Source organism: Lysobacter enzymogenes (assembly GCF_900106525.1).
Classification (GTDB): Bacteria; Pseudomonadota; Gammaproteobacteria; order Xanthomonadales; family Xanthomonadaceae; genus Lysobacter; species Lysobacter enzymogenes.
In genome coordinates, this window is the sequence record NZ_FNOG01000005.1 from 64,114 (window position 1) to 86,799 (window position 22,686).

Consider the following 22,686-nt stretch of genomic DNA (forward strand, 5'->3'; position numbering starts at 1 on the left):
CGCTGCGGCGCCGACAGCCGGCGCCGCAGCGCATTGCGCTGCGCGCATCGCGAGCATCGCCGCCGGGCGGGTTTCAGCGCTCTTCGGCCTCGCCGGCATCCGCGGTCATTGCCGCGTACCAGGCTGCGTAAGGGCTGCGCCGAACCATGCGCCGGTTGTAGTCGGGCGCCCCGTCGGTCCACCACACCGGGCCACGTTCGCCCAGCGAGCGTTTGGCCAAGTCGACGCGCCGGCGCGCTTCGCGCAGGGCGTCGGCCCGCCCCGCCGCTGCGGCCACCGCGCGCCGCGCCGCCATCAGCTCGTTCACCGCCTGCGACTTCTGCGCTGCCGACAGATGCGGAGACGTCGCTCGCCACAGCCGGCCTTTCACCACGATGTAGCGTCCGTCCGGCGTCGTCAGCACGCGCGCACGTCTCAGCGCTTGAGATCCACTTCGCCGACCTTGTCGGCGTATTCGCGCTTGGGGTCCATGCCCAGCAATAGCTTCATCCCGGCAAGCAGGCTGTTCTCGTTCAACCACACTTCCGCGCTGCGCGCATCGAACCGCAGCAACGCCAGGTTCGGATCGTCCTTGCCGCCTTCGTACCAGGCCGCGATGAACGGGTTCCACAAGCGGTCTATCACCGCAGGGTCCATATCCAGCTGCAACTCGCCTTCGATGCTCGCAAACACAGAGTGATCCTTGGCCGCGAACGCGGCGACGGCGCGGGCGGGCCGCTGCAGGCGGCGGACGAGTTCGTTGTCGCGCGCGGTGAAGAACCACAGCGGCGAGCGGTCGCCCTCGGCCAACGCAGTCATCGGCCGGCAGTGGCCGTTTTCGCCTTCAATACCCAGCATGACCGTGCGATCGTCGTGCAGGTGCTTCCACAGTTTGCGTTCGAGCGTTTGGGAATCTGTCATATCGTTCTCCTGTAGGCGCCTGCAGGCGCTGCAACGCATAGCGCGGCGGCCCGGGCGGGTGGTGGGATCGGTCTGAAGCCGGTGCCTGAAGACGCTGACAGCGATGGCGTTAACGGGGCGCCTGAGCCGCGCGAAGAGCCCGCAAAACTGGCGTTCGGACGCCGGCCAGGCGCCGACCCTGCCGGTCTTCTCCAGCCGCCGCCGCTGCGCCACTTGTTGCAGGTCTTGCCGCACCTCGTCGATGCCTGCCCAGGCGGGCCGTGCAAGCGCTTGATCCGCGCTTGCGCCGAGCGGATGTCGAAGGCGTGGCCGCTCTTGCCCCGTCCGAGTTCCTCCCAGCGCATCGGCATCGCCGCCGGCACGCGTTCGCGTGCGCGCAGCGAGAAGGAGGCCACGCTGGTGGCGCCGCGGCCGTTGCCAGAGCCCAGGGACAACAGCCGGCAAAAAGTCGTGGTGATCGCCCTCGGTGACTACCGTCACAACGGTGTGGCGGCAGCTGGCCGTTCCTGCGTGCGCTCTGCGTTGTGCCCTGAGCCGGATTCAACATTTGCGCCCTGTTACGGCCGCGCCAGCGCGAGGACGCCCACGAATCGAACGCGGATGCCCATGACCAATTCGCCCAACCCGTCGGTCGCTGCAAGCGCAGCGCCCGAATCCGATACGCAAGCCCGCCCGAACATCCTGATCATCCTTGTCGACCAACTGCGCTTTCCGCGTTACGCCTACGGTCCGCAAGCAGGTTTCGCGCCGGACCTCAAGGATATCGTCGGCTTTCAGGGCGAGCCGGATGCGGAAAACACGTATCGCCAGTACTTCCCGGGCTTGTGGTCTCTGCGCAAGCATTCGGTGGTGTTGCGCAACCACACCATTGCGTCCTCCGCCTGCATTCCCAGCCGCACGGCGCTGATGACCGGACAGTACGGGGCCCGCACCGGCGTGACCCAGACCGATGGCTTGTTCAAGAACGGCGACGCACCGTCGTTTCCATGGCTCGCCGCCGACGGAATCCCCACGCTCGGCCATTGGTTCCGCGGCGCCGGCTACAAGACCCACTACTTCGGCAAGTGGCATGTCAGCAATCCGCCGGAGCATTCGCTGCAGCGCTACGGCTTCGACGACTGGGAACTGTCGTGGCCCGAGCCGCACGGCTCAAGCATCAACAACCTCGGCGCGTACCGCGATGTCGGTTTCCGCGATCTGGTCTGCGGCTTCCTGCGCGGGCAAGGGCTGGGGCTGGGCTACAACCGCCGGCTCGCTCAGCACGATCAGAGCCGGCCGCTCACGCCCGATCCGGCTACCGACACCAAGCCCTGGCTTGCGGTGGCTTCGTTCGCTAATCCGCACGATATCGCCACCTATCCCGGCTTGCCGCGCGGGCTCGATCCCGACGCGGCACCGCTCGGCCCCTTGCGGGTGCCTGCGCAAGGCACCCGCAGCAATCCACCGACCGCCGGCAGCCTGCGTCTGGCGCTCAATCCGCAAGGCTTCCCGCAAGACAACGCCGCCGTGCCGCCGAGCTTGGAGGAGACGCTGGCCAACAAGCCTGCCTGCCAATTCGACTACGCCTACAAGATGGGCTTGGCGCTCGCGTCCAAGAGCGGCCTGGCGGCGCAACAACAAGCCGGCCTGGATGCGGTCAATGCTGCGCTGCTGTCGGGCATTCCGTTCCAGCTCACCGCCGATCCGCACGAAGCCGCGCTGCGTTTCATGCAGTACTACGCTTGGCTGCAACATCTGGTCGACGGGCATATCCGCAGCGTGCTGGACGCACTCGACGAATCGGGCCAGCGCGACAACACCATCGTCGCGTTCATGGCCGATCACGGCGAGTACGGCGCCGCTCACCACTACATGATCGAGAAGTGGCATACCGCCTACCAGGAAGTGCTGCACGTGCCGGTGGTGATCCAGTCGGCGCGGCTCAATCCGAACGCCGACATGCGCCAGATCGATGCGCTGACCAGCCATGTCGACATCGTGCCGACCCTGCTCGGCTTGGCCGGCGTCGATGCGGACGAGCTCGCGCGAATCGGCGCGGACCTGCGCACGACCCGGCCGGTGCCGCCGTTTCCCGGCGTCGACCTGAGCCCCGTCATCCGCGGCGAAGCGGCCGAACCGCGCGAGCCGGATGGCCGCGTGCGCGAAGGCGTGCTGTTCGTGACCGACGACGAGATCACCGAGCGCTTGCCGGGCCCGCCCGATCCGCACGAATTGCACGCCGACCGCGAGTACCGGATCTATTTGGACATGGTCGACGTGGTGCGCGACGGCAGCAGCGTACTGCCGCACAACGGCCCCGTTCCGCAATTGACGCCCGGCCCCGTGCGCCAGCCCAATCATGTGCGCTGCGTGCGTTCGGGCGCCTGGAAGCTGGTCCGCTACTGGGATCCTCGCGGCGTGGAGTCCAATCAATGGGAACTCTACGACCTGGATCGCGACGGCTGCGAGGTCGACAACCTGCTGGTCACCGGCGCCCGCTTCCCGACGCCTGTCGCTGACTTGCCTGAGGGCTATACCCAGGCCGGCATCGTGGAAACCGCCGAGCGCCTGCATCGGCTGTTGCAACGATACGAATTGGAGATGCTTTCGAACCCGTAGCCGGCCTGGTGTTCGAAGCCGGCCGTATCCGTCGAGGACAGGGAGTCCTCGACCTCGGCTTCGACCTGGTGGCAGCGGTCCGATCCCCTGCCCTGTGCGGCCCGTCGAAGGCGCGTTAAACCGCGTCTTCGGCCGCCATCTCCACCGCCGTTTCCTCGGCATCGTTCTGGCGCAGGCTGGCGGCGCGCAGGTTCGCGTAGTCGACCGAGGTCTGCGCCAGCACCGCTTCCGAGCCTTGCGCAACCAGCCGCCCGTCGACCATCACCAGCACTTCGTCGAAGTGGCGCAGCAGGTCGAGGCGGTGCACCGAGGCGATCAGGCAGGCGTCGGCGAATTCGGCGAACAAGTTGCGGTACACCGCCGCTTCGGTGCGGGTGTCCAGGTTCGCGGTGGGCTCGTCGAGCAGGATCAGCGAACTGCCGCGCGCGGCGAGGATGCCGCGGGCCAGAGCTACGCGCGCGCGCTGGCCGCCGGACCAGTTGGAGGCGTGCTCGCCGATCGACACCTGCAGCGGATCGCCTTCGGTCGGCAGGAAGTCCATGACCGCGGCCAGTTCCAGCGCGCGGTGATAACCCTCGGGCTCGGGCTGGCCGTGCAGGGATTCGCACATCGCCAGATTCTGTTCCAGCGAGGCCTCGAACAGTTCGGCCTCCTGCGGGATCAGCGTGGTCGATCCGCGTAGGAAGCGCGCGGCCTTCAGCGGCGCCTGGATCTGCGCGCCGGCGGTCGCGCCGTTGGATGCCTGCACCTCGATGCGCTCGGCGACGTAGAGCCCGGCGAGCACCCGCATCAGCGTGCTCTTGCCCGAGCCGCTGCTGCCGATCAGCGCATAGCGTTTGCCGCGCTGCAGGTTCAGGCGGACATGGTCGAGGGTCGGGCCGCTGTCGCGCCCGGCGACGTGGCGGAACACCAGTCCGTCGATCTCGCACTGCTGCCAGCTCTGGGTTTCGACCGGCTCGTGCAGGCTCTCGTCGACCGGATGGTGGCGGATGACGTCGGCGCTTTGGTAGTTGGCGTACTGGGTGGCGAAGGTCTGGAAGTTCGCCGCCACCGCCGCGACCACCGCGCCGGACTGCAGCGCGTATTCCCAGACCATGTAGACGCTGCCGAACATGAGCTTCTGGCCGTCGCCGGGCGCGCGCAGCACCAGCCACGCGTACAGCGCGACCAGACAGCAGCTCAGCAGCCGGCTGGCGACGTCGACCGCGCACCACTTGACTTCGTTGATGACGATCATGCGCCGCAGCGGCTCGAACACGTCTTCGACGCGCTGCTGCAAGGTGCGGATGAACGGGCGCGCCTGACGCAGCGCGAGCACGCTGGTGGCGTTGCCGAGCGCGTCGGCCAAGACCGAGGTGTAGCGCCGTTCGGCGTCGTTGGTGCGGATCGCCAGACGCACGATCGCGCGGTCGAAGCCGACCACCGCGCCGCAGATCGCCAGCAAACCGAACGAGGCCAAACCGCCGACCAGCGGATGGATGGCGATCAGCGCGCCGATCGGCCCGACCAGGCGCACGGCGCTGCGCAGATAGATGAACTGGCTTTCGGCGAAGGTGCCCAGCGACGAGCTGCTCTGGTGCACGCGATGGGCGCTGGCGACGGAATGGTTGCGGTCGTGCCAGGACAGCGGAAACGCGAGCAGCCGTTGGGTCAATGCGGTGGCGACGCGTTGCCGCACGGCCAGCGCGACGTTGCGCTCGAGGATCCGGCCGGGGCCGTGGATCAGCCAGCTGACGATGGTGGCGCCGAGCACCGCCGCCAGCCAGAACGCCGCCTCGCCCGCGCCGTCGTTGCCGCGCGCCTGCAGCACGTTCAAGGACTTGCCGACCAGATAAGGCACCGCCAGCAGCACCACCTGCGCGCCGACCAGCAACAGCATCGAACCCAGCAGCGCGGCGCGATGGCCCTTGGCCTGAAACCACAGTTCCCGATACAGCTGCAGGACCGGGGCGCGGTGGATGCCCGGCTTTGCGTCGTCACTATCCATGCGATTCCGGCAAGGTTGGCAGGACACGGCAGACCACTCTAAAGCACCCGTCGCGAAACACAATCGGCTTGAGCGGGCGCGCCTGGCGTATGCGATGTGAGCGCCTTGTGAGCGCACAATCGGCATGCAATACTCGGCCGTCGATGGACGCGGGTCGAGCGGCGGGGACAAGCATGTCACAACGAGCCATGATCGACGGCTACGACGCCGCCATGCAGGGCGCCGTGATCGAGGCCTATTACGGTTCCAGCGACTTCTACAATTTCGGCTTCTGGTCCGACGCGACCCAGAACCAATCGCAGGCGTCCGAAGACCTGGTCGCGCGCTTGCTGGAGTTCATCCCTCCCGCCGACCGCGGCGGCCGCATCCTCGATGTGGCCTGCGGCCTGGGCGCTTCCAGCCGTCATCTGCTGCGCCATTTCGCCGCCTCGCAGATCGTCGGCATCAACGTCTCCGAACTCCAGCTCGAACGCGCGCGGCACAATGCGCCGGGCTGCGAATTCCGGGTGATGGACGCGACCCGCCTGGATTTCCCGGACGCGTCCTTCGACAACATCCTGTGCGTGGAAGCGGCGTTCCACTTCGATACCCGCGCCGCGTTCCTGCGCGAGGCGCTGCGCGTGCTCAAGCCCGGCGGGCGGCTGGTGCACTCCGACATCCTGATGTCGACGCTGCCGCCGACCACCGAGGTGCGCACCCACATCCCCAACGCCAACGCCATGACCGATCCGGCCGAACTGGAGCGCGCGATCCTCGCCGCCGGTTTCGCCCGCACCGAGGTGGTGGACGCGACCGCGCAGTGCTGGACGCCGTTCCTGCGCTCGGTGCGCCGGTTCAAGGCCGCGCACAAGCGGCCCGGCGTCGCCGCGGCGCGCCGTTCGGCGCCGTTGTTCTTCAATCCCGAATACCTGGCGCGCTTCATCCGCCACTACGTGCTGGCCTGTTCGCAGAAAGCCGCGGATTGAACCGCGCGCCGCAGTTTTCGATGCACCGCAGCAAACCCCGGCGCGCGCATCGCCCGCGCCGGTCGCTCTGACAGAACTCCCCCGCTACGCACCATGGACCCCAGCCGTCGCGCGTCGCGCGCGCCGGATTGGTTCGACCGTCGTACCCAGCATCAGGGAAGGCTCGAATGGATGTCGCTGCGCAACACGGCGTCGAGGCGAAGCCCGGCGCGAACGATGAACTCGATGCGATCCTGGATCGCGACCCGGCCGGCGCGTACCCGCGCATGGACGCTCGCTCGCGCCAGGACTACCGGGCCTGCGCCGAGGACTGGGCCGCGCGCGCGCGGCGCGCGCCTGCGCAGGCCGCGCAGGCGGCGCTAGAGCTGGCCATCGCCGCAAGCCAGCGCCACGGCCGCGACGACCGCCGCGCGCATGTCGGCTATTTCCTGCTCGACCGCGGCGTCGGCGAACTCGCCGCCGCGCTCGGCGCGCCCCTGGACGCACGCGAGCGGATCCGGCTGGCGCCGACCCCGCGCAAGCTGGCGCTGTACTACGCCGCGTTCTTCTCGGTCTGCCTGCTGTACGGCCTGCTCTCGGTGCGCCTGTTCGCGTTCCGGCTGCCGCCGTTCGGCCACGCGCTGATGGTGGCGCTGGCCGCGCTGTACCTGTGCCCGATCCTGCAGAGCTGGATCAACATGGCGATGCCGCGGGTGCTGCGCTCGCGGCGCCTGCCGCGGCTGGATTTCGCCGCCGGCCTGCCCGCCCGCGCGCAGACCCTGGTCGCGGTGCCGTGCCTGCTGACCTCGCGCGAAAGCGCGCACAAACTCGCGCGCGCGCTGGAGACGCTGTACCTGGACAATCGCGACGCCGGCGCCGGTTACGCGCTGCTGTCGGACTTCGTCGACGCCCCCGGCGAGCATGCGCCGGGCGAAGACGCCTTGCTGCAGGAAGCCTGCATGCAGATTTCGGCTTTGAACGAGCGTTACGGCGGCGGCTTCGCCCTGCTCCACCGTCCCCGCCGCTGGAATCCGAACGAAGGCGTATGGATGGGCTGGGAGCGCAAGCGCGGCAAGATCGAAGAGCTCAACGCCTACCTGCTCGGCGGCCCTTCGCCGTTCCGGCTCGAACACGGCGACCTGTCAAAATTGACGGGGACCAAGTACGTGTTCGTGCTCGACGAGGACAATTCCGACCTCACCGCTGGCGCGGTGCAGCAATTGGCCGCGGTGCTGGAGCATCCGCTGCAGCGGCCGGCGTTCGCCGCCGACGGCATCACCGTGGAGGCCGGTTACGTGCTGGTGCAGCCGCGCGCGACCGTGGTGCTGTCCAAGGACTCGCGGCCGAGCCGCCTGGAAATCCTCGTCCAGTCGATGATCCAGATCGAGACCGGCAAGCCGCACGACGACGGCCTGCCGCCGGTGGACGCCAACCTGGAACTGTTCGGACAGGTGCCTTACGTCGGCAAAGGCTTCTACGACGTCGCCCATTTCCACCGGATCATGCACGGCCGGGTTCCCGAAAACAGCACGCTCAACCACGACGTGCTCGAAGGCGGCACCGTGCGCGCGGCGGTGGTCGGCGACATCGTGCTGCGCGACACCTTCACCCCGAGTTTCTATTCCGCGGTCAACCGCATCCATCGCTGGATGCGCGGCGACTGGCAGCTGCTGCCGTGGCTGCTGCCGCACGTGCGCAACGCCGCTGGCGAGCGGATCGTCAACGCGCTGTCGCCGTTCGCGCGCTGGCAGATCTTCTACAACGCGGTGCGCATGCTGTTTCCCAGCGCGTCGCTGCTGTGTTTCGCGCTCGGCTGGGCGAGCTCGCCGACGCCGGGCGGATGGACGCTGTACCTGCTCGCGGTGGCCTGGGTGCCGGCGCTGGTGGAGCTGGCGCCGAAACTGCTGCGCAACCTGCGCGCGTCCAGGCTGCGCGCCACCGCCAGCGGCGCCTGGTCCTGGCTGTGCCTGCGCTCGGCGAGTTTCCTGTTCGGCGTCGATCAGGCCCACAACAGCCTGGACGCGGCGCTGCGCTGCAGCTATCGGATGCTGGTGTCGCACCGGCGCATGCTGGAATGGACCGCCTCCAGCGTCGTGTCCGCGCGCGATCCGGGCCTGGCCCAGTACCTGCGCATGATGTGGAGCTCGCCGGCCGTCGCCATCGCCGTGACGGGCGTGGTCGCCTGGGTCAATCCGCCGGCGCTGAGCAGCGCGCTGCCGTTTGCGACGATGTGGTTCTTTGCCCCGTTCATCGCTTGGTGGTGGAGCCAGAAGCCCGACCGACAGGTCTATCCGGCGATTCAGTCCGCGCCGCCGTAAGTGCGACTGCGAGCGCCGCCGCGCCCGATTCATGGAGATCTGCCAGGTTGACGCTGTGTGTGGATTTATGGAGTATTCGGTGAAGAAGTATCCAGCGTCTCAAGTGCACTAATGTGTCTCGCGCGAAACCCTCGCCGAGCAGGCATCTGGGGAGATCGTGGGTGGACTTGGACGTTGTGGCAGGGCGCGCTGCCGGGCTCGAGGACGGTGTCGACGCGATTCTTCGCGACGACCCGATCGGCGCCTACCCGCACATGGACGCGCTCTCCCGTGAAGACTACCGGGCCCGGGTCGAGACGTGGGCGGCGCGCGCACGGCGCGATCGCGCACAGACCGCGCGCATCGCGCTGGAACTCGCGCAGCAGGCCGGCCAGCGTCATGGCCTTGCCGACCGCCGCGCCCACATCGGCTATTACCTCACCGATGCCGGCCTGGCCGAATTCGCCGCCCGGCTCGGCGCGCGGCTGAACTGGCGCGAGCGGCTGCGGCTGCGATCCACCTCGAGCTTGGTGCTGGCCTATTGCGCGGTCGTGTATTCGCTTTGCGCGGCGTTCGGGATCGTCTCGGTGCGGATGTTCGAGATCGCCCTGCCCTGGTACGGCCAGGCGCTGCTGGCCGCGGCGACCGCGCTGTACGCCAACTACATCGTGCAGAGCTGGATCAACCTGCATCTGCCGCAGTTGCTGCTGCCGCGGCGGATGCCGCGCATGGATTTCAGCGCCGGCATTCCGGACTCGGCCAAGACCCTGGTCGCGGTGCCTTGCCTGCTGACCTCGGTCGAGGGCGCGGACAAGCTGGCGCGCACGCTGGAGCGGCTGTATCTGGCCAACCGCGATGCCGGCGTGGGTTATGCCTTGCTGTCGGATTTCGTCGACGCCGCGAGCCAGCACCGCGACGACGACGAGGCGCTGCTGCAGGCGGCCTGCGCGCAGATCTCGATACTGAATGCGCGTTACGGCGGCGGCTTCGTCTTGCTGCACCGGCCGCGGCGCTGGAACGCCAGCGAGAATCTGTGGATCGGCTGGGAGCGCAAGCGCGGCAAGGTGGAGGAGCTCAACGCCTACCTGCTCGGCGGCCCTTCGCCGTTTCAGACCGCGCACGGCGATCTGGCCAAGGTCGCCGGAACCCGTTACGTGGTCGTGCTCGACGAGGACAACGACGAACTCACCGCCGGCGCGGTGGCGGAACTGGCCGCGGCCATCGCCCATCCGCTCAACCGCGCCACGACCGGCGCCGACGGCCGCCAGGTCGAAGCCGGTTACGTGGTGCTGCAGCCGCGCGCGACGATCGCATTATCCCAGGACGCCGCGCCCAGCCGCCTGGAGCTGATGATCCACGCGATGGTCGAGATCGAAACCAGCAAGGATTTCCGCGCCGACAAGCCCGCGGTGCATATCGACCAGGACCTGTTCGGCCAGGCCGCGTACGGCGGCAAGGGCATTTACGAGGTGGCCATGTTCCACCGCCTGACCCAGGGCCGCATCCCCGAGAACACCATCCTCAGCCACGACGTGCTCGAGGGCGGCATGGTCCGCGCCGGCGTGGTCAGCGACGTGGTGCTGCGCGAGAACTTCGTGCCGACCTTCTACGCCGCCATGCGCCGCAGCCATCGCTGGATGCGCGGCGACTGGCAGCTGCTGCCGTGGCTGCTGCCGACGGTGCGCACCGCCGCGGGCGTGCGCGAGCGCAACACCTTGTCGCTGTTCGGGCGCTGGAAGATCTTCCACAACGCGATGCGGATGATCCTGCCGATCGCCTCGTTGCTGTGCTTCGTGCTCGGTTGGGCCGCGTCGGCCGAGCCCGGGCTGTGGACGCTGAACCTGCTGGCGATCGCCTGGGTGCCGGCGGCGATCGGGCTGGCGATCGGCCTGGTGCGCAATCTGTTGGCCGGCAGCCTGCGTTCGGTCGTGCGCGGCTTGTGGTCGTGGCTTTCGCTGCGCTCGGCGAGCTTCATCTTCGGGGTCGATCAGGCCCAGACCGCGTTCGACGCCGCCGCGCGCGCGAGCTTCCGCATGTGGATCTCGCGGCGCAAGCTGCTGGAGTGGACCGCATCGAGCGTGATGGCCACCCGGCGCGACCCGAGCCTGGGCCAGTATCTGCGGATGATGTGGTTTTCGCCGGCGTTCGCCGTCGCCGTGGTGTGGATGATCGCCCGGGTCAATCCGCCGGCGCTGTCCAGCGCGGTACCGTTCGCCACCTTGTGGAGCTCGGCGCCGGTGGTGGCGTGGTGGTGGAGCCAGAAACCGCAGGCGCGCGGCCGCGCCGCCCCGCCCTCGCCGGCCTGACGGCGATACCGCCGGGGCCGCGCATGCCACCGCCGCAACGTATTGCAATTCCCAGCTTCGGTCGCGTCTCAAGCAAGGAAACGGAATCGGCACATGTTGATACTTGGTTTTTACGGCGGCCCCAGCACCGAGTTCGAAACCGATTCGCCGACCCAGACCCACGACGGCGCCGCGGTGCTGCTCAAGGACGGCGAAGTGGTTGCGGCGATCGAGGAGGAACGGCTCAACCGGATCAAGCATTCCTATGCCGCGCCGTTGCGCGCCGCGCGTTTCGTGATGGAACAGGCCGGGGTCGGGCTGGCCGACATCGATCGCATCGCCGTTCCCTTCCAGGCCGGCTCGGCCGACCGCCTGCTGCGCCGGCTGTATCTGGCCGATCCGTCGGCGACCCATCCGCTCGACGTCGCCGACGCGCTGCGCGCGCAGTGGCGGCGCTACCTCGGCGCGGACGTGCCGCGCGAGAAGATCCGTTTCGTCCCCCACCACATCGCCCACGCCACCGCGACCTTCGAGATGTCGGGCTTCGACCAGGCCCTGGTCATGACCATCGACGGCCAGGGCGACAGCGAGTCCGGCCTGACCCTGAAAGGCAGCGCCGCCGGCCTGGAACTGCTGCAGCAGGTTCCGATCCCCGAATCGCTGGGGCACTTCTACATGCAGGCGATCGGCTTTCTCGGTTACCGCCTGTTCGACGAATACAAGGTCATGGGGCTGGCGCCTTACGGCGACCCGGAACGTTTCCGCGCGCCGTTCGAGGCGATGTGCGAACTGCTGCCGCAAGGCCGCTGGCGCCTGCACATGGATCTGCTCGACGGCATGTACGCGCAGCTGATGCCGCGGCGCAAAGGCGATCCGATCGAGCAGATCCACAAGGACTTCGCCGCCGCGCTGCAGCAGACCCTGGAACGCGCGGTGTTCCATGCGTTGGCCCATTTCCGCGAAACCACGGGGCTGAGCAAGCTGTGCCTCGGCGGCGGGGTCGCCCACAACTGCACCATGAACGGCAACATCCTGCGTTCGGGCCTGTTCGAGCAGGTGTTCGTGCACCCGGCCGCGCACGACGGCGGCAACGCGCTCGGCGCCGCGCTGAGCGTGCACCGCGACGAGGCCCGGCACCAGCCGCGGCGGTTGCGCAACGTCTATTGGGGCAGCCCGATCGGCGAGCCGGCGTCGGTGGAGAGCCGGTTGCGCGCGTGGTCGGACTTCGTCGACATCGCGTACAGCGCCGAGGTGGAGGAAACCGCGGCCGAACTGATCGCCGCCGGCAAGGTGATCGGCTGGGTCCAGGGCCGCTCGGAGTTCGGTCCGCGCGCGCTCGGCAACCGCAGCATCCTCGCCGATCCGCGTCCGGCCGAGTACAAGGGATTGATCAACCGGATGGTCAAGACCCGCGAGTCGTTCCGGCCGTTCGCGCCGGCGGTGCTCGAGGAGCAGGCCGCGGAGTATTTCGAACTGCCCGCCGGCGCCACCCAATTCCCGTTCATGACCTTCGTGCTCAACGTGCAGCCGGACAAGCGCGACCTGCTCGGCGCGGTCACCCACGTCGACGGCACTGCGCGGGTGCAGACCGTTTCGCGCAGCGAGAGCCCGCGCTTTTGGCGGGTGATCGACGCGTTCGGCCGCCGCACCGGCGTGCCGGTGCTGCTCAACACCTCGTTCAACAACCACGTCGAGCCGATCGTCGATTCGATCGAGGACGCGCTCGCCTGCTTCCTGACCACCGGGCTGCAGGCGCTGGTGGTCGGCGATTTCGTGTTGACCAAGAAGGACGGCGCGCCGCGCGCGGCGCTGGTGCCGCAGCTGCCCAACCATGTGCGCCTGCACGAGCGCCGCCAGCGCGAGGCCGACGGCGAAGTGCGCGACCTGTTCGAACTGCGCCGCGCGGTATGGAACGGCGAAGCCCGCAAGCCCCTGCCCGGCCCGATCTTCGGCCTGCTCAAGCGCGCCGGCGAGGCGCCGATCGCCGAACTCGCGCGCCAGGCCGGCCTGCCGCTGGAGGAGGTGATGCCGGCGATGGAAGAACTCTGGGCGGAACGCTGCCTGGTCATGCGGCCGCAGGCCGCGCAACGATGAAACGTACTCAGCCGATGAATCCCATTGAGCCGACCCTGGAGAGGGCATGTCCTTGATCGCGTCCACGCCGCAACCGACCCTCGCCGACGACGTCGCGCTGAACCCGCACGCGCGCTACGCCTGGCACGAACTCGAAGGCCCGGGCGGGCTGCCGATGCTGGTGATCGACGACGCGCTCGAGGATCCGCACCGCGCGCGCGCCGCCGCGTGGAATTCGCGCTTCCACCTGCCCGGCCCCAACGAGTACTACCCCGGCTGGCAGGCGACCGCGCAGATGTCGGGCGAAAAGCGCCTGATCCAGGATCTGGCCAAGCTGTTCCTCGACCGGCTGTGGTCGCGCGGCTGGCCGCCGCCGCTGCGGGTGACCGACCTCAAGCCGCATTCGACCTTCTCGGTGTTCGGCATGGACCACGAGGTGGCGCGCCGCAACGGCTACATCGACCAGCACGTGGACACGTTCTCGTGGATCGCGGTGGTCACCTATCTGTTCGAGCACGACGAGCGCTCCGGCGTCGACCGCGGCACCGCGTTCTGGAAGCACCGGCCGACCGACCTGAAGACGTTCTTCCTCGGCGACCTGCTGCAGGCCGCGCAGATCGAGCACCTGTTCGGGCTCAACTTCATCGACCCGTTCCGCAAGGCCAGCCTGCGCCTGCGCGCGGCCAGCATGGCCGAAGCGCAGAAGCAGATCCTGGAGAACCCGTCCTCGACCCGGCGCCTGTTCTCGCTGGAAGAAGACCATCAGTGGAGCCTGCTCAAGTTCGTGCCGGCGCGTTTCAATCGCATGGTCGCCTACCCGACGTGGCAGTTCCATTCCATCGTCGACACCTCGCCGCCGCAGGCGCTGTCGACCCGCAACGCCCGGCTGACCTACAACACCTTCATCCCCTACCCCGTGCCCGCGGACCTGGGGCCGCAACCGAAGTACCAGGGCGGCGGCTACGCCGCGATCGACGGCATGCGCGTGGAATGAACCGCGCGGCCGCGCCGCCCCGCGACCCAATGCAGTTTTCAGGAGAATGACCGCAATGAAGCCATACACCTTGATTTCCGTCGACGGCCACGCCGGCCTGCCGACCGCGCAGTACCGCGATTACCTGGAGCGCAAATACCACGCCGCGTTCGACGACGAGATCGAACAGTTGGCCGCGTTGCGCAAGGGCTTTCTAAACGCGGGCAAGAACGCGACCAAGACGCCGCTGATGTACGAGGCGCACATGCATCGCTATTCCGATCCGGACAATCACGAGATGCAGGAACGCATCCGTGGCGCCTGGGACCTGGACGTGCGGCTCAGGGAGCTCGACGCCGAAGGGGTGATCGGCGAGGTGCTGTTCCCCGACGGCCAGGGCTTCAACTCGTTCCCGTTCGGCGGCTTCTTCGGCGAGCATCCGGTGCCGATCCGCGATCCGGAGCTGCGCGCGGCCGGCGCGCGCGCGCACAACCGCTGGCTGGCCGAGTTCTGCGGCGCCAGCGGCGGGCGCCTGCAGGGCGTGGCGATGATCATGCCGTTCGACATCTGGCAGGCGGTGGCCGACGTGCGCTGGGCCTACTCGGCTGGCCTGCGCGGCATCGTCCTGCCGCCGCCGGACGAGACCTACCCGCCCTACCACGAGGCCGTGTTCGATCCGCTGTGGGCGGTCTGCGCCGAGCTGGGCATGGCGGTGCACTCGCACGGCGGCGATCCGCCGAAGATCTACGGCCAGAGCATCGCCTCGCAGACCCTGGCGATTCTCGAGCTGGGCTTCTTCCGCCGCCGCGTGCTCGCCCAGATGATGCTCGGCGGTGTGTTCGTGCGCCATCCGAACCTGCGCTTCGTCTACACCGAAGTCGGCATCGACTGGTTGCCCAACTTCATCGACCTGCTCGAGCACGTCTATCACAACGACTGGCTGCGCATGGGCCAGCCGCCCAAACGCTGGCTGTCGCTGTCGCCGAAGGACGCCTGGGCGCGCAACTGCGCCGCCGCGGCCACCGCCGCGACCTTCGACGAGATCCAGCAGGCGCGCCGGCTCGGCTTCGAGACGGTGATGTGGGGCGCCGACTATCCGCACGTGGAAGGCGGCTGGCCGCACTCGTGGCAGGAGATCCGCCAAGCCTTCGCGACCGTGGACGATCAGGAGCGGCGGCAGATGGTCGGCGAGAACGCCGCGCGTTTCTACCGCTTCGACCCGCAGCTGATCGAGTCGCTGGTGGCGCGGATCGGCCCGCCGGCCGGCACTTTCATCAGCGACGAGGTGCCCGAGCGGCCGGAGTTCAGCGTGCACGACTTCACCAACGGCTGGGTCAACAGCTACGGCGGCTTCGCCCGCAACATGCGCTGGTCGCTGGACAACACCGAGGGTTATCCGGACTCGCGGCCGAGCGCCAAGCCGAACGCCTGAGCGCATCGGGCACGCGGTCTTCAACTCGAGCGATATGCGACCGGCCGCTTCGTGCGGCCGCGTCGTTTCCGGCGGGCGCCGGCGCGACTCGACCGCGTTTGCGCAAGCGGCGGCATCCTGCGTCAGGCGCGCATGCTTATCGCCGCCCTATCGAGGTCGGCACGGGATCTTGCGTCTCGCCGCGTCCGGCCCGCCGGACAAGAATCTGAGGGCGGCAAGCCTCCAGCGGGGCCTGCGCTGCGCGCAGCGCCCCGCTGCGACCGCGCCGCCTTACAGCGCGTCTTCCAGATTGATGCCCGGCGCGCCGTAAATGGTCGGCGGCTGTCCGCCGGCGACCATCATCAGGATGCTCAGCTGGCCGCGATGGTGCGCCTCGTGGCGCAGCATCAGGTTCAGCAGCTCCATGCGCGTCCACGGATTGCCGTAGAAATCGATGGCTTCGTCGATCCAGGCCTCGTCCTTGGACGCCACCGCCTGCACCAGCGCCGCGTGCGAGCGGCGGAATGCGGCAGTCATGCCTTCCACCGTGTCCGGCCAGGCGTCGGGAGGCACCGGGTTGTCGCCGTCGGGGCTGGCGCCCATCACCTCGGCGCAGAACCAGCGTTCGCTGATGCAGATGTGCCAGACCAGGCCGGCCAGGGTCCAGCCCTTGTCGGGCACCACGGTCTGTTCGTTATGGCCTTCCGGCACCGTCGCGAACACTTCCAGGGTGGTTTCGTTCTCGCGTTCCCAGGTCTTCAGCACGCTCTGGATATCGGCTCGCATGTCGGCTCGCATGGATGTTTGGAAGGTTGGTTGGATGGGGGCGCGGTCAGCGCAAGGCGCCGCCGGGCGATCGCATGTAGACCATGAACTGCACCGCTTCGGTCTTGCTCAGCGCGTCCAGGTCGGATTTGCCGAGCCGGTTCCACAGCAGATGCTCGAGCAGTTCGTCGGAATAGCCCAGGCGCGTGGCGGTGTTGCGGATGGTCTGCTTCTGCACCGGGCTGATCGGCCCGGTCGGGCGCGATTTGGCGGTCAGCTCGGGGTCGAGGTAGCGCGCGGTCTGGCCGATGTCGGCGATGATCTTGTCCAGCTCCTGCTCGTCGAGCTGGGGCGGACAGAAGCGCGCGGGCTCGGTCTGCGGCAAGGCCTGTTCGCAGGCGCGGCGCAGCGCGGCGCGCATGCCGCTGACCTTCTCGCGCAGGCTCGCCGCCGGGCGCAGATATTCGGCCTCGATCTGCGGCATCGCTTCGGCCAGGGCCGGGTTGTCGCCGTCGCTGGCCAGGTGCGAGCCCAGGTTCTGCACGTAGGAGTCGCGGTGGATGTTGTCCACGCACAGGAACCGGCCGTAGCGGTTGCGCTTGAAGCGCAGGTTGAACGACATCGCATCGTCGACGTAGCCCAGGTAATGCCAGATCAGCGCCGGCATGTAGATCGTCTCGCCGGGCTCCAGCACCGCGTGGTAGCCGCCGACTTCGGCGATGAAGTCCAGTTGCTCGGCGGTCGACATGCGCTCCAGGTACACGCCCGACGACCACGGCGCGCCCGAGGTGGTGCGCAGGTCGACGCAGGCCTCGGGCTGGAACAGCAGCACCTGCTTGCGCCCGAACATCTGGTGCAGCAGCACCTGGCGGTGGTCGCCGTCGAAATGCAGATGGGCGCGGTTGCCGGCGTTGGCCACGAAGATGTTCGAGCACAGGTCGTGGTCGCCGTACTTGCGCGGCATGTCCAGCACTTCGGGCCGGTCCAGGTCGTCGGCGAGGCAGAACTCGGGCAGGCGGAACATCTGCATGATGTTGGCCGGGATTTCGTACTCGGTGCACAGCAGCGCCGTGTCCGGATGGGCGCGCACGTGCGCCCAGTACTCGTCGAAGGTCATGGTCGTCTCGACCGCGCTCTCCGGCGCGCTGGCGGCGACGGCGTACTCGGTCTGCACGTGCATCGGCACGTTGCCGAACGCGGCGCTGGCGTCTTCGATCGTGCGGATCGCATCGATCGGCTGGCCCGCGAACAGGTCGGTGATGATGACCGGCGTGCGCGTGCGCACGTAGTCGCGCAGGAACCGCTCAGGGTCGGGCCTGGAGATTCTTGCGATTTCCTTCGCTGCCATGTTCGTCCCTCGCTCCTTGGTTCTGGATGGAAAAATTGCGATCTGCGGCGCCGTCGCGACCGGCCCGCGGTCAGATCGCGCGCAAGTCGTCGACCACCTGGCTGCGCACCGCGCGCAGCGCCGGAATCAGCCCGCCGAGCACGCCGATCGCCAGCGCCGCGGCCATGCCCTGCAGCACCACCGGCGGGGTCATCGACACATCGAACACCAGCTGGCGCAGATCCGCGCCGACCGCGGTGCTGACCGTGCGGCCGCCGGCGACCAGCGCCGCCAGCGCCGCGCCGAGCGCGCCGCCGAGCAGCGCCAGCAGCATCGATTCGAACACGATCGAACACACCACCACCAGCGGCGGGAAACCCAGCGCGCGCAAGGTGGCGATCTCGCGGCGGCGGTCGTCGATGCTGGAATACATCGCGTTGATCGCGACGAACATCGCGCCCAGGGCCATGATCCCGCCCATCACATAGGCCATGAAGCCGAGCAGGCCGTTGAGGCTCTGCGATTCGCGCTGCAGGAACTCCGGCTCGCTGAACACGTCCATGGCGATGCTGGGATTGGCCGCGATGGCCTGCTTGAAGCCGGTCACGGCCGCGGCATCGGGCAGCACCGCGGTGACGTTCTGGAACATCGGCCGGCGGCTGACGTCCATGACCACGGTGGCGTCGGCCATCAATTCGGATTCGCGCATGCTGCCCTGGGCGGCGAACACGCCGACGATCTTCCACTGGGCGCCGTAGGCGGCGACCTGGCCGCCGAGGCCGAGGCCGCGGAACTGCTCCAGCGCCTGGCGCCCCACCACCACCTCGAACTTGCCGGGTTCGAACATGCGTCCGGCGACCAGGTGGATCTCCGGGCGCACCGCGAGGATCTCCGGGCCGACGCCGCGGATGGTGCCGTTGACCTCCAGGCCGCCGGCCTTCTCCACCAGGGTGATCGGGCCGACCGCTTCGGCGGTGATCAGCAAGGTGCCATCGGCGGCCTTGCGCACCTGGGTCGAGTTGCGGATCGCGCGCAGGTCGTCGAGCGAGATCGCGCTGGCGATCTCCACGGTCGAGCCGGCGCGCAGCACCAGGGCGCGGTCGGGCCGGCCGGCGTCGCGCATGGCCCCGTCGAGGCCGGCGTTCATCGCCAGCACGCCGCAGAACACCGCCACCGCGCCGGCGATGCTGACGATCATCACCAGTGCGTTGAGGCGCCGGCGCGGCAGCCCCTGCAGGTTCATCAGCGCGGTCGAGGCGATCAGTCTGAGCATGGACATGGCCCGGTCTCCTAGCGTCCGGACAGCGCGGCGGCGAGGCTCAGGCGCATCGCCCGCACGATCGGCAGCAGCGCGCTGACCGCGGCGACGCCCAGCGCGATCGCCAGCCCGCCGACGAACACGCCCGGCTGCATGCGCATCGCGCCGAACAGTTCGGCCACGCTCGGGAACGCCAGCGCGGCCAGGGCCAGGCCGCTCGCCGCGGCGAGCAGGCTCAGCAGCACGGCCTCGCCGAGGATCAGGCCGGCGATGCGCAGCGGAGTGAAGCCCAGGGTCATCAGCACCGCCAGTTCGGCGAAACGCTGGCGCACCGACTGCATCATGGTGCTGGCGCTGACCACCAACAGGGTGAACAGCACCGCGCCGATGATGAAATTGCCGACCAGGCGCAGATCGTTGATTTGCCGCCACTGCACCGCGGCATAGGCGTTCTCGCTGCGGGTGCGGGTCTGCAGCGGCGAGTTCTCGGCGAGTTCGTCGATCTGCCGGGCGATCGCGCCGCTGCGCGACTGGTCCTTGACCCGCACGATCATCAGGTGCACCTGGCCGGCGCCGAACGCGCGCGCTTCGTCGAACTGGTCCAGATTGACGAAGAACAGATCGTTGAGCGCCGGCGAGGCCTCCGCCGGCTCGTAGATGCCGACGATGTCGAAGTTCCAGATGTCGCTGCCGTCCTTGCGCGGCCAAATCGCCGACTTGATCGGCACGCGGTCGCCGATCTTCCAGCCGAAGCGCCGCGCCAGGCTCTTGCTGATCACCGCGCCGGACTTGACCACCTCCATCGCCTGCAGCTGTTCGCGCGGCAGGCGCAGCTCGGGATACATGCGGAACATGCGCTTCACGTCGGCGGCGACGATCGGCAACTGCACGGTCGGGCGTTGGTAATAGCCGACGAAATACGCCCAGTAGGCGATGTCCTCGACCCCGGGGATCTTCTCCACCTGCTGGGCGAACGGCAGGATCAGCGGGTGGTACATGCTGATCCGGTTCATCACGTACAGGCGGTCCAGATGGAAGCGCTCGCTGACGTGGTCCAGGCCCTGGTTGATGCCGTTGAGCAGGCCGAACAGCAGGAACGCCACGGTCATCGAGGCGTAGGTCAGCGCGGTGCGCACGGGCTTGCGCCACAGGCCTTTCCAGATCAGCAGCAAGTGATTCATGGGTCGCGCATCTGCTCCGTGGGTGCCGTCGTGAAGCGGCCGTCGCGGCGGCCGCCCTGCCCTGCCTGCGTGTCAGCCGCTACTTCGCAACGCCCGCGCCAGCGGCTCCAGCAGCGCCGGGTACGGCAGGCGCGGGGCGCCGGCCTGGTCCAGCGCCGCCATCTGCGCCGGGTCCAGCTGCAGATCGGCGACGCCGAGGTTTTCCTCGGCCTGGGCCAGGGTCGAGGCGCCCATCGCCGCCGCGGCCACGCCGGGGCGGTTGAGCACCCAGCGCAGCGCCACCTGCGATCGCGGCCGCTGCAACTGCGCGGCGATCTGCGTCAGCGCCGCATCGATGCGCGCATGGGTCGCGGCGGTGTCGGCCGAAACCGCGTCGCCATCGCCGGCCTTGGCGCCGGTCAGCGCGCCGCGCGCCAGCGGGCTCCAGGCGATCAGGCCCAGGCCCTTGTGCTCGCACATCGGCAGCAGCTCGGCCTCGATCTCGCGTTCGCGCAGGTTGTACAGCGCCTGCGCGCAGCAGTAGCGGGCGAAGCCGCGGTCGAGCGCGGTCCACAGCGCTTCGTTGAGCCGCCACGCGCAATGGTTCGAGGCGCCGATGTACAGCACCTTGCCCTGGCGCACGAGTTGGTCGAACGCGCCCAGGGTCTCCTCCAGCGGAGTGAGGAAATCGTCGGAATGGGCCAGGTACAGGTCGATGTAGTCGGTGCCGAGCCGGCGCAGCGAGGCCTCGCAGGCCTGCACGATGTGCTTGCGCGACAGCCCGGCGTCGTTGGGCTCGGGGCCGGTCGGGCGGAACACCTTGGTCGACAGCACCAGCGACTGGCGCCGCCCGCGCATCAGTTCGGCGAGCAGGGTTTCGCTGTGCGCGCAAACATCCGCGGTGTCGACGAAGTTGACGCCGGCGTCGAGGCAGCGGCTCCAGATCCGGCGCGCTTCGTCGGCCGGCGTGTTGCCGCCGAATTCGGTCGCGCCCAGGCACAGCTGAGAGACTTTGAGGCCGGTGTTGCCGAGAAAGGAATAGCGCACGGGCGGGCCTCAGTGAACCTGCGAGGCGTCGACCACGCGCCCCTTGTCCAGATGCAGCCGGCGCGTCGCGCGCGCGGCTGCGGCCGGGTCGTGGGTGACCATCACGATGGTCTTGCCGTGATCGCGGTTGAACGCGCCGAGCAGGTCCAGCACCTCGTCGGCGCTGGCGCGGTCGAGATCGCCGGTGGGCTCGTCGCAGACCAATAGCGGCGCGTCGGTGACGATGGCGCGGGCGATCGCCACGCGCTGCTGCTGGCCGCCGGAGAGCTGGGCCGGCTTGTGGTCGTTGCGGTGCGACAGGCCGACCACGTCCAGCGCGATCTGCACCTGGCGCTGGCGCCGCGCGCGGTCGAGCCCGCTCAGCAGCAGCGGCACCTCGACGTTCTGCGCCGCGGTCAGGGTCGGCATCAGGTGATAGAGCTGGAACACGAAGCCGATGTGGCGGCCGCGCCAGCGCGCCAGGTCGGCCGCGCCCATCGTCGCCAGGCGCGCATCGGCCACGGTCAGCTCGCCCGAGCTCGGCCGGTCGAGGCCGGCGATCAGGTTCAGCAGGGTCGACTTGCCGGAGCCCGACGGGCCCATCAGGGCGACGAACTCGCCTTCGGCCACGTCCAGATCGACCCCGTGCAGGACCTCGACGCTGCTCGCGCCGAGGCCGTAGGACTTGCGCAGGTCGCGCGCCGACACCAGGCTCATGCGTGCGCCCTCATGCGAAGCTGCGGTCGTAATGGTGCGGCTGGGCTTGCGCTGCGAACGCATCGCGCAGGCGCGCGCCGAGGTCGTCGCCGGCGTGCACCGCCAGCCGCGGCAGCACCAGCCGGTGGCTCAACGGCGAGGCCGGCTGGTTGCCGGTGGTGACCGCCGCGGCGAAGCCGGCGCGCTCGGCGACCTGCACCGCGTCCTCGTCGAAGGCGCCGTACGGATAGCAGAAGCTCAGCACCTCGCGGCCGAGCAGGGTTTCCAGCTTGCGCCGGCATTCGAGCATCTCGTGTTCCTTGACCGCGCGCGGATGGGCCGGCAGCAGCAAGTGGTTTTCGCTGTGCGCGCCCAGTTCCATGCCGGGCATGGCGTCGAGCCGGCGCAATTCCTCGGCCGTCATCGCCCGCACCTGCCCGGCCTCGCCGGCCGCGGCCAGCCCGCTCCAGCGCAGCAGCTCGGCGATGCGCTCGCGCCGCTGCTGCGCGCTCAGCGGATAGAACCCGCGCCGCACCGCGTCGAAGGCCGCGCGCCTGCGTTCGGGCGTGTCCAGCGGCATCGGCGCGGCGCCCTCGCCCAGGGCGACGTCGAGCGTCGCCGGCAAGGCCTCATGGTCGGCCACGCGTTGCAGGCTTTCCCACCAGAACTCGCCCGGCCCGTCCAGGGTCGAGGTGACGATGAAGAAAGTCGCCGGATAATCGAATTCGCGCAGGATCGGCGCGGCGTCGGTCAGCGCGTCGAGATAACCGTCGTCGAGCGTGATCGCCACGCTGCGTTCGGGCGCGTCGCCGCGCGCCAGCGCCTGCGCCAGCTCCAGCAGCGGCATCACCCGGCAGCCTTGCGCGCGCAGCGCGGCCATCTGTTCGCGGAACTCGGCCGGCGACACGCACAGGTCGGTGCCGGCGTCGGCGATGCGGTGGTACATCAGGATGACGGCATTGCCGGCGGCGGAATCGCTGCGCATC

Annotated in this window: 18 protein-coding genes; 7 read left to right on the top strand and 11 right to left on the bottom strand. The window is 68.9% G+C overall.

Annotated elements, in window-relative coordinates:
- Positions 1-73 precede the first annotated feature (73 nt).
- The 3 genes from BLU84_RS13975 to ligD are packed head-to-tail and all read right to left on the bottom strand — an operon-like array spanning position 74 to position 1,295.
- A complete protein-coding gene (locus tag BLU84_RS13975; RefSeq protein ID WP_233431141.1) occupies positions 74-403 on the bottom strand; it encodes a hypothetical protein in 330 nt (109 codons plus the stop codon).
- An 11-nt stretch (positions 404-414) separates the two neighbouring features.
- Complete coding sequence (locus BLU84_RS13980; protein ID WP_074868135.1) at positions 415-900, bottom strand: pyridoxamine 5'-phosphate oxidase family protein; 486 nt, start codon at positions 898-900, stop codon at positions 415-417.
- On the bottom strand, positions 897-1,295 hold the full coding sequence (gene ligD, locus BLU84_RS28015) for a non-homologous end-joining DNA ligase LigD (protein ID WP_324610484.1): 399 nt from the start codon (positions 1,293-1,295) through the stop codon (positions 897-899). The genes BLU84_RS13980 and ligD overlap by 4 nt, the downstream gene beginning before the upstream one ends.
- A gap of 211 nt (positions 1,296-1,506) precedes the next feature.
- Here ligD and BLU84_RS13985 point away from each other — a divergent pair, with 211 nt between their 5' ends.
- Positions 1,507-3,498, top strand: coding sequence for a sulfatase-like hydrolase/transferase (locus tag BLU84_RS13985; protein ID WP_083382576.1), 1,992 nt, complete (start codon positions 1,507-1,509; stop codon positions 3,496-3,498).
- Between the two features lie 115 nt (positions 3,499-3,613).
- Here BLU84_RS13985 and BLU84_RS13990 read toward each other — a convergent pair whose 3' ends face one another.
- Positions 3,614-5,485 carry an ATP-binding cassette domain-containing protein gene (locus BLU84_RS13990; RefSeq protein WP_074868139.1) on the bottom strand — a complete coding sequence of 624 codons (1,872 nt, stop codon included), beginning with the start codon at positions 5,483-5,485 and terminating at the stop codon, positions 3,614-3,616.
- Positions 5,486-5,658: 173 nt separating this feature from the next.
- On the opposite strand from BLU84_RS13990, the gene BLU84_RS13995 reads away from it, so the two are divergent.
- The 6 genes from BLU84_RS13995 to BLU84_RS14020 all read left to right on the top strand — a co-directional run bounded on the left by BLU84_RS13995 (position 5,659) and on the right by BLU84_RS14020 (position 15,489).
- Positions 5,659-6,450 (top strand): class I SAM-dependent methyltransferase, encoded by a 792-nt coding sequence (locus tag BLU84_RS13995; RefSeq protein ID WP_170849171.1) that lies wholly within the window; start codon positions 5,659-5,661, stop codon positions 6,448-6,450.
- Between the two features lie 167 nt (positions 6,451-6,617).
- Complete coding sequence (locus BLU84_RS14000) at positions 6,618-8,747, top strand: hypothetical protein (RefSeq protein ID WP_074868144.1); 2,130 nt, start codon at positions 6,618-6,620, stop codon at positions 8,745-8,747.
- A gap of 254 nt (positions 8,748-9,001) precedes the next feature.
- Entirely contained in the window at positions 9,002-11,032 is a 2,031-nt protein-coding gene (locus tag BLU84_RS14005) for a hypothetical protein (protein WP_074868146.1), read from the top strand.
- A 93-nt stretch (positions 11,033-11,125) separates the two neighbouring features.
- Entirely contained in the window at positions 11,126-13,105 is a 1,980-nt protein-coding gene (locus BLU84_RS14010; RefSeq protein WP_074868149.1) for a carbamoyltransferase family protein, read from the top strand.
- 46 nt (positions 13,106-13,151) lie between these two features.
- On the top strand, positions 13,152-14,078 hold the full coding sequence (locus BLU84_RS14015) for a DUF6445 family protein (protein WP_074868152.1): 927 nt from the start codon (positions 13,152-13,154) through the stop codon (positions 14,076-14,078).
- A gap of 55 nt (positions 14,079-14,133) precedes the next feature.
- Positions 14,134-15,489 (top strand): amidohydrolase family protein, encoded by a 1,356-nt coding sequence (locus tag BLU84_RS14020; protein WP_074868154.1) that lies wholly within the window; start codon positions 14,134-14,136, stop codon positions 15,487-15,489.
- A gap of 270 nt (positions 15,490-15,759) precedes the next feature.
- On the opposite strand, the gene BLU84_RS14025 is transcribed toward BLU84_RS14020, so the two are convergent.
- The 7 genes from BLU84_RS14025 to BLU84_RS14055 form a co-directional block, all read right to left on the bottom strand.
- Positions 15,760-16,254 (bottom strand): DinB family protein, encoded by a 495-nt coding sequence (locus BLU84_RS14025; protein WP_074868157.1) that lies wholly within the window; start codon positions 16,252-16,254, stop codon positions 15,760-15,762.
- Between the two features lie 46 nt (positions 16,255-16,300).
- Positions 16,301-17,581, bottom strand: coding sequence for a cupin-like domain-containing protein (locus tag BLU84_RS14030; RefSeq protein WP_074868160.1), 1,281 nt, complete (start codon positions 17,579-17,581; stop codon positions 16,301-16,303).
- A 70-nt stretch (positions 17,582-17,651) separates the two neighbouring features.
- A complete protein-coding gene (locus BLU84_RS14035) occupies positions 17,652-18,839 on the bottom strand; it encodes an ABC transporter permease (RefSeq protein WP_083382580.1) in 1,188 nt (395 codons plus the stop codon).
- Positions 18,840-18,850: 11 nt separating this feature from the next.
- Positions 18,851-19,999, bottom strand: a complete 1,149-nt coding sequence (locus tag BLU84_RS14040; protein ID WP_074868167.1) for an ABC transporter permease — start codon at positions 19,997-19,999, stop codon at positions 18,851-18,853.
- Between the two features lie 72 nt (positions 20,000-20,071).
- Positions 20,072-21,025: an aldo/keto reductase gene (locus BLU84_RS14045; RefSeq protein WP_074868170.1), complete on the bottom strand. Its 954-nt coding sequence runs from the start codon at positions 21,023-21,025 to the stop codon at positions 20,072-20,074.
- Between the two features lie 9 nt (positions 21,026-21,034).
- Entirely contained in the window at positions 21,035-21,721 is a 687-nt protein-coding gene (locus tag BLU84_RS14050) for an ABC transporter ATP-binding protein (protein WP_074868173.1), read from the bottom strand.
- Positions 21,722-21,731: 10 nt separating this feature from the next.
- Positions 21,732-22,685 carry a polysaccharide deacetylase family protein gene (locus BLU84_RS14055; RefSeq protein ID WP_074868176.1) on the bottom strand — a complete coding sequence of 318 codons (954 nt, stop codon included), beginning with the start codon at positions 22,683-22,685 and terminating at the stop codon, positions 21,732-21,734.
- Between the last annotated feature and the right edge of the window lies 1 nt (position 22,686).

Excerpts from the sequence above, each read along its gene's own strand:
- BLU84_RS13980 (WP_074868135.1), bottom strand. The coding sequence starts at position 900 with ATGACAGATTCCCAAACGCTCGAACGCAAACTGTGGAAGCACCTGCAC.
- BLU84_RS13990 (WP_074868139.1), bottom strand. The coding sequence starts at position 5,485 with ATGGATAGTGACGACGCAAAGCCGGGCATCCACCGCGCCCCGGTCCTG.
- BLU84_RS14025 (WP_074868157.1), bottom strand. The coding sequence starts at position 16,254 with ATGCGAGCCGATATCCAGAGCGTGCTGAAGACCTGGGAACGCGAGAAC.
- BLU84_RS14000 (WP_074868144.1), top strand. The coding sequence starts at position 6,618 with ATGGATGTCGCTGCGCAACACGGCGTCGAGGCGAAGCCCGGCGCGAAC.
- BLU84_RS14005 (WP_074868146.1), top strand. The coding sequence starts at position 9,002 with ATGGACGCGCTCTCCCGTGAAGACTACCGGGCCCGGGTCGAGACGTGG.
- BLU84_RS14055 (WP_074868176.1), bottom strand. The coding sequence starts at position 22,685 with ATGCGCAGCGATTCCGCCGCCGGCAATGCCGTCATCCTGATGTACCAC.
- BLU84_RS14040 (WP_074868167.1), bottom strand. The coding sequence starts at position 19,999 with ATGAATCACTTGCTGCTGATCTGGAAAGGCCTGTGGCGCAAGCCCGTG.
- BLU84_RS14050 (WP_074868173.1), bottom strand. The coding sequence starts at position 21,721 with ATGAGCCTGGTGTCGGCGCGCGACCTGCGCAAGTCCTACGGCCTCGGC.
- BLU84_RS14035 (WP_083382580.1), bottom strand. The coding sequence starts at position 18,839 with ATGTCCATGCTCAGACTGATCGCCTCGACCGCGCTGATGAACCTGCAG.
- BLU84_RS13995 (WP_170849171.1), top strand. The coding sequence starts at position 5,659 with ATGTCACAACGAGCCATGATCGACGGCTACGACGCCGCCATGCAGGGC.
- BLU84_RS14015 (WP_074868152.1), top strand. The coding sequence starts at position 13,152 with ATGTCCTTGATCGCGTCCACGCCGCAACCGACCCTCGCCGACGACGTC.
- BLU84_RS13985 (WP_083382576.1), top strand. The coding sequence starts at position 1,507 with ATGACCAATTCGCCCAACCCGTCGGTCGCTGCAAGCGCAGCGCCCGAA.
- BLU84_RS14020 (WP_074868154.1), top strand. The coding sequence starts at position 14,134 with ATGAAGCCATACACCTTGATTTCCGTCGACGGCCACGCCGGCCTGCCG.
- BLU84_RS14010 (WP_074868149.1), top strand. The coding sequence starts at position 11,126 with ATGTTGATACTTGGTTTTTACGGCGGCCCCAGCACCGAGTTCGAAACC.
- BLU84_RS14030 (WP_074868160.1), bottom strand. The coding sequence starts at position 17,581 with ATGGCAGCGAAGGAAATCGCAAGAATCTCCAGGCCCGACCCTGAGCGG.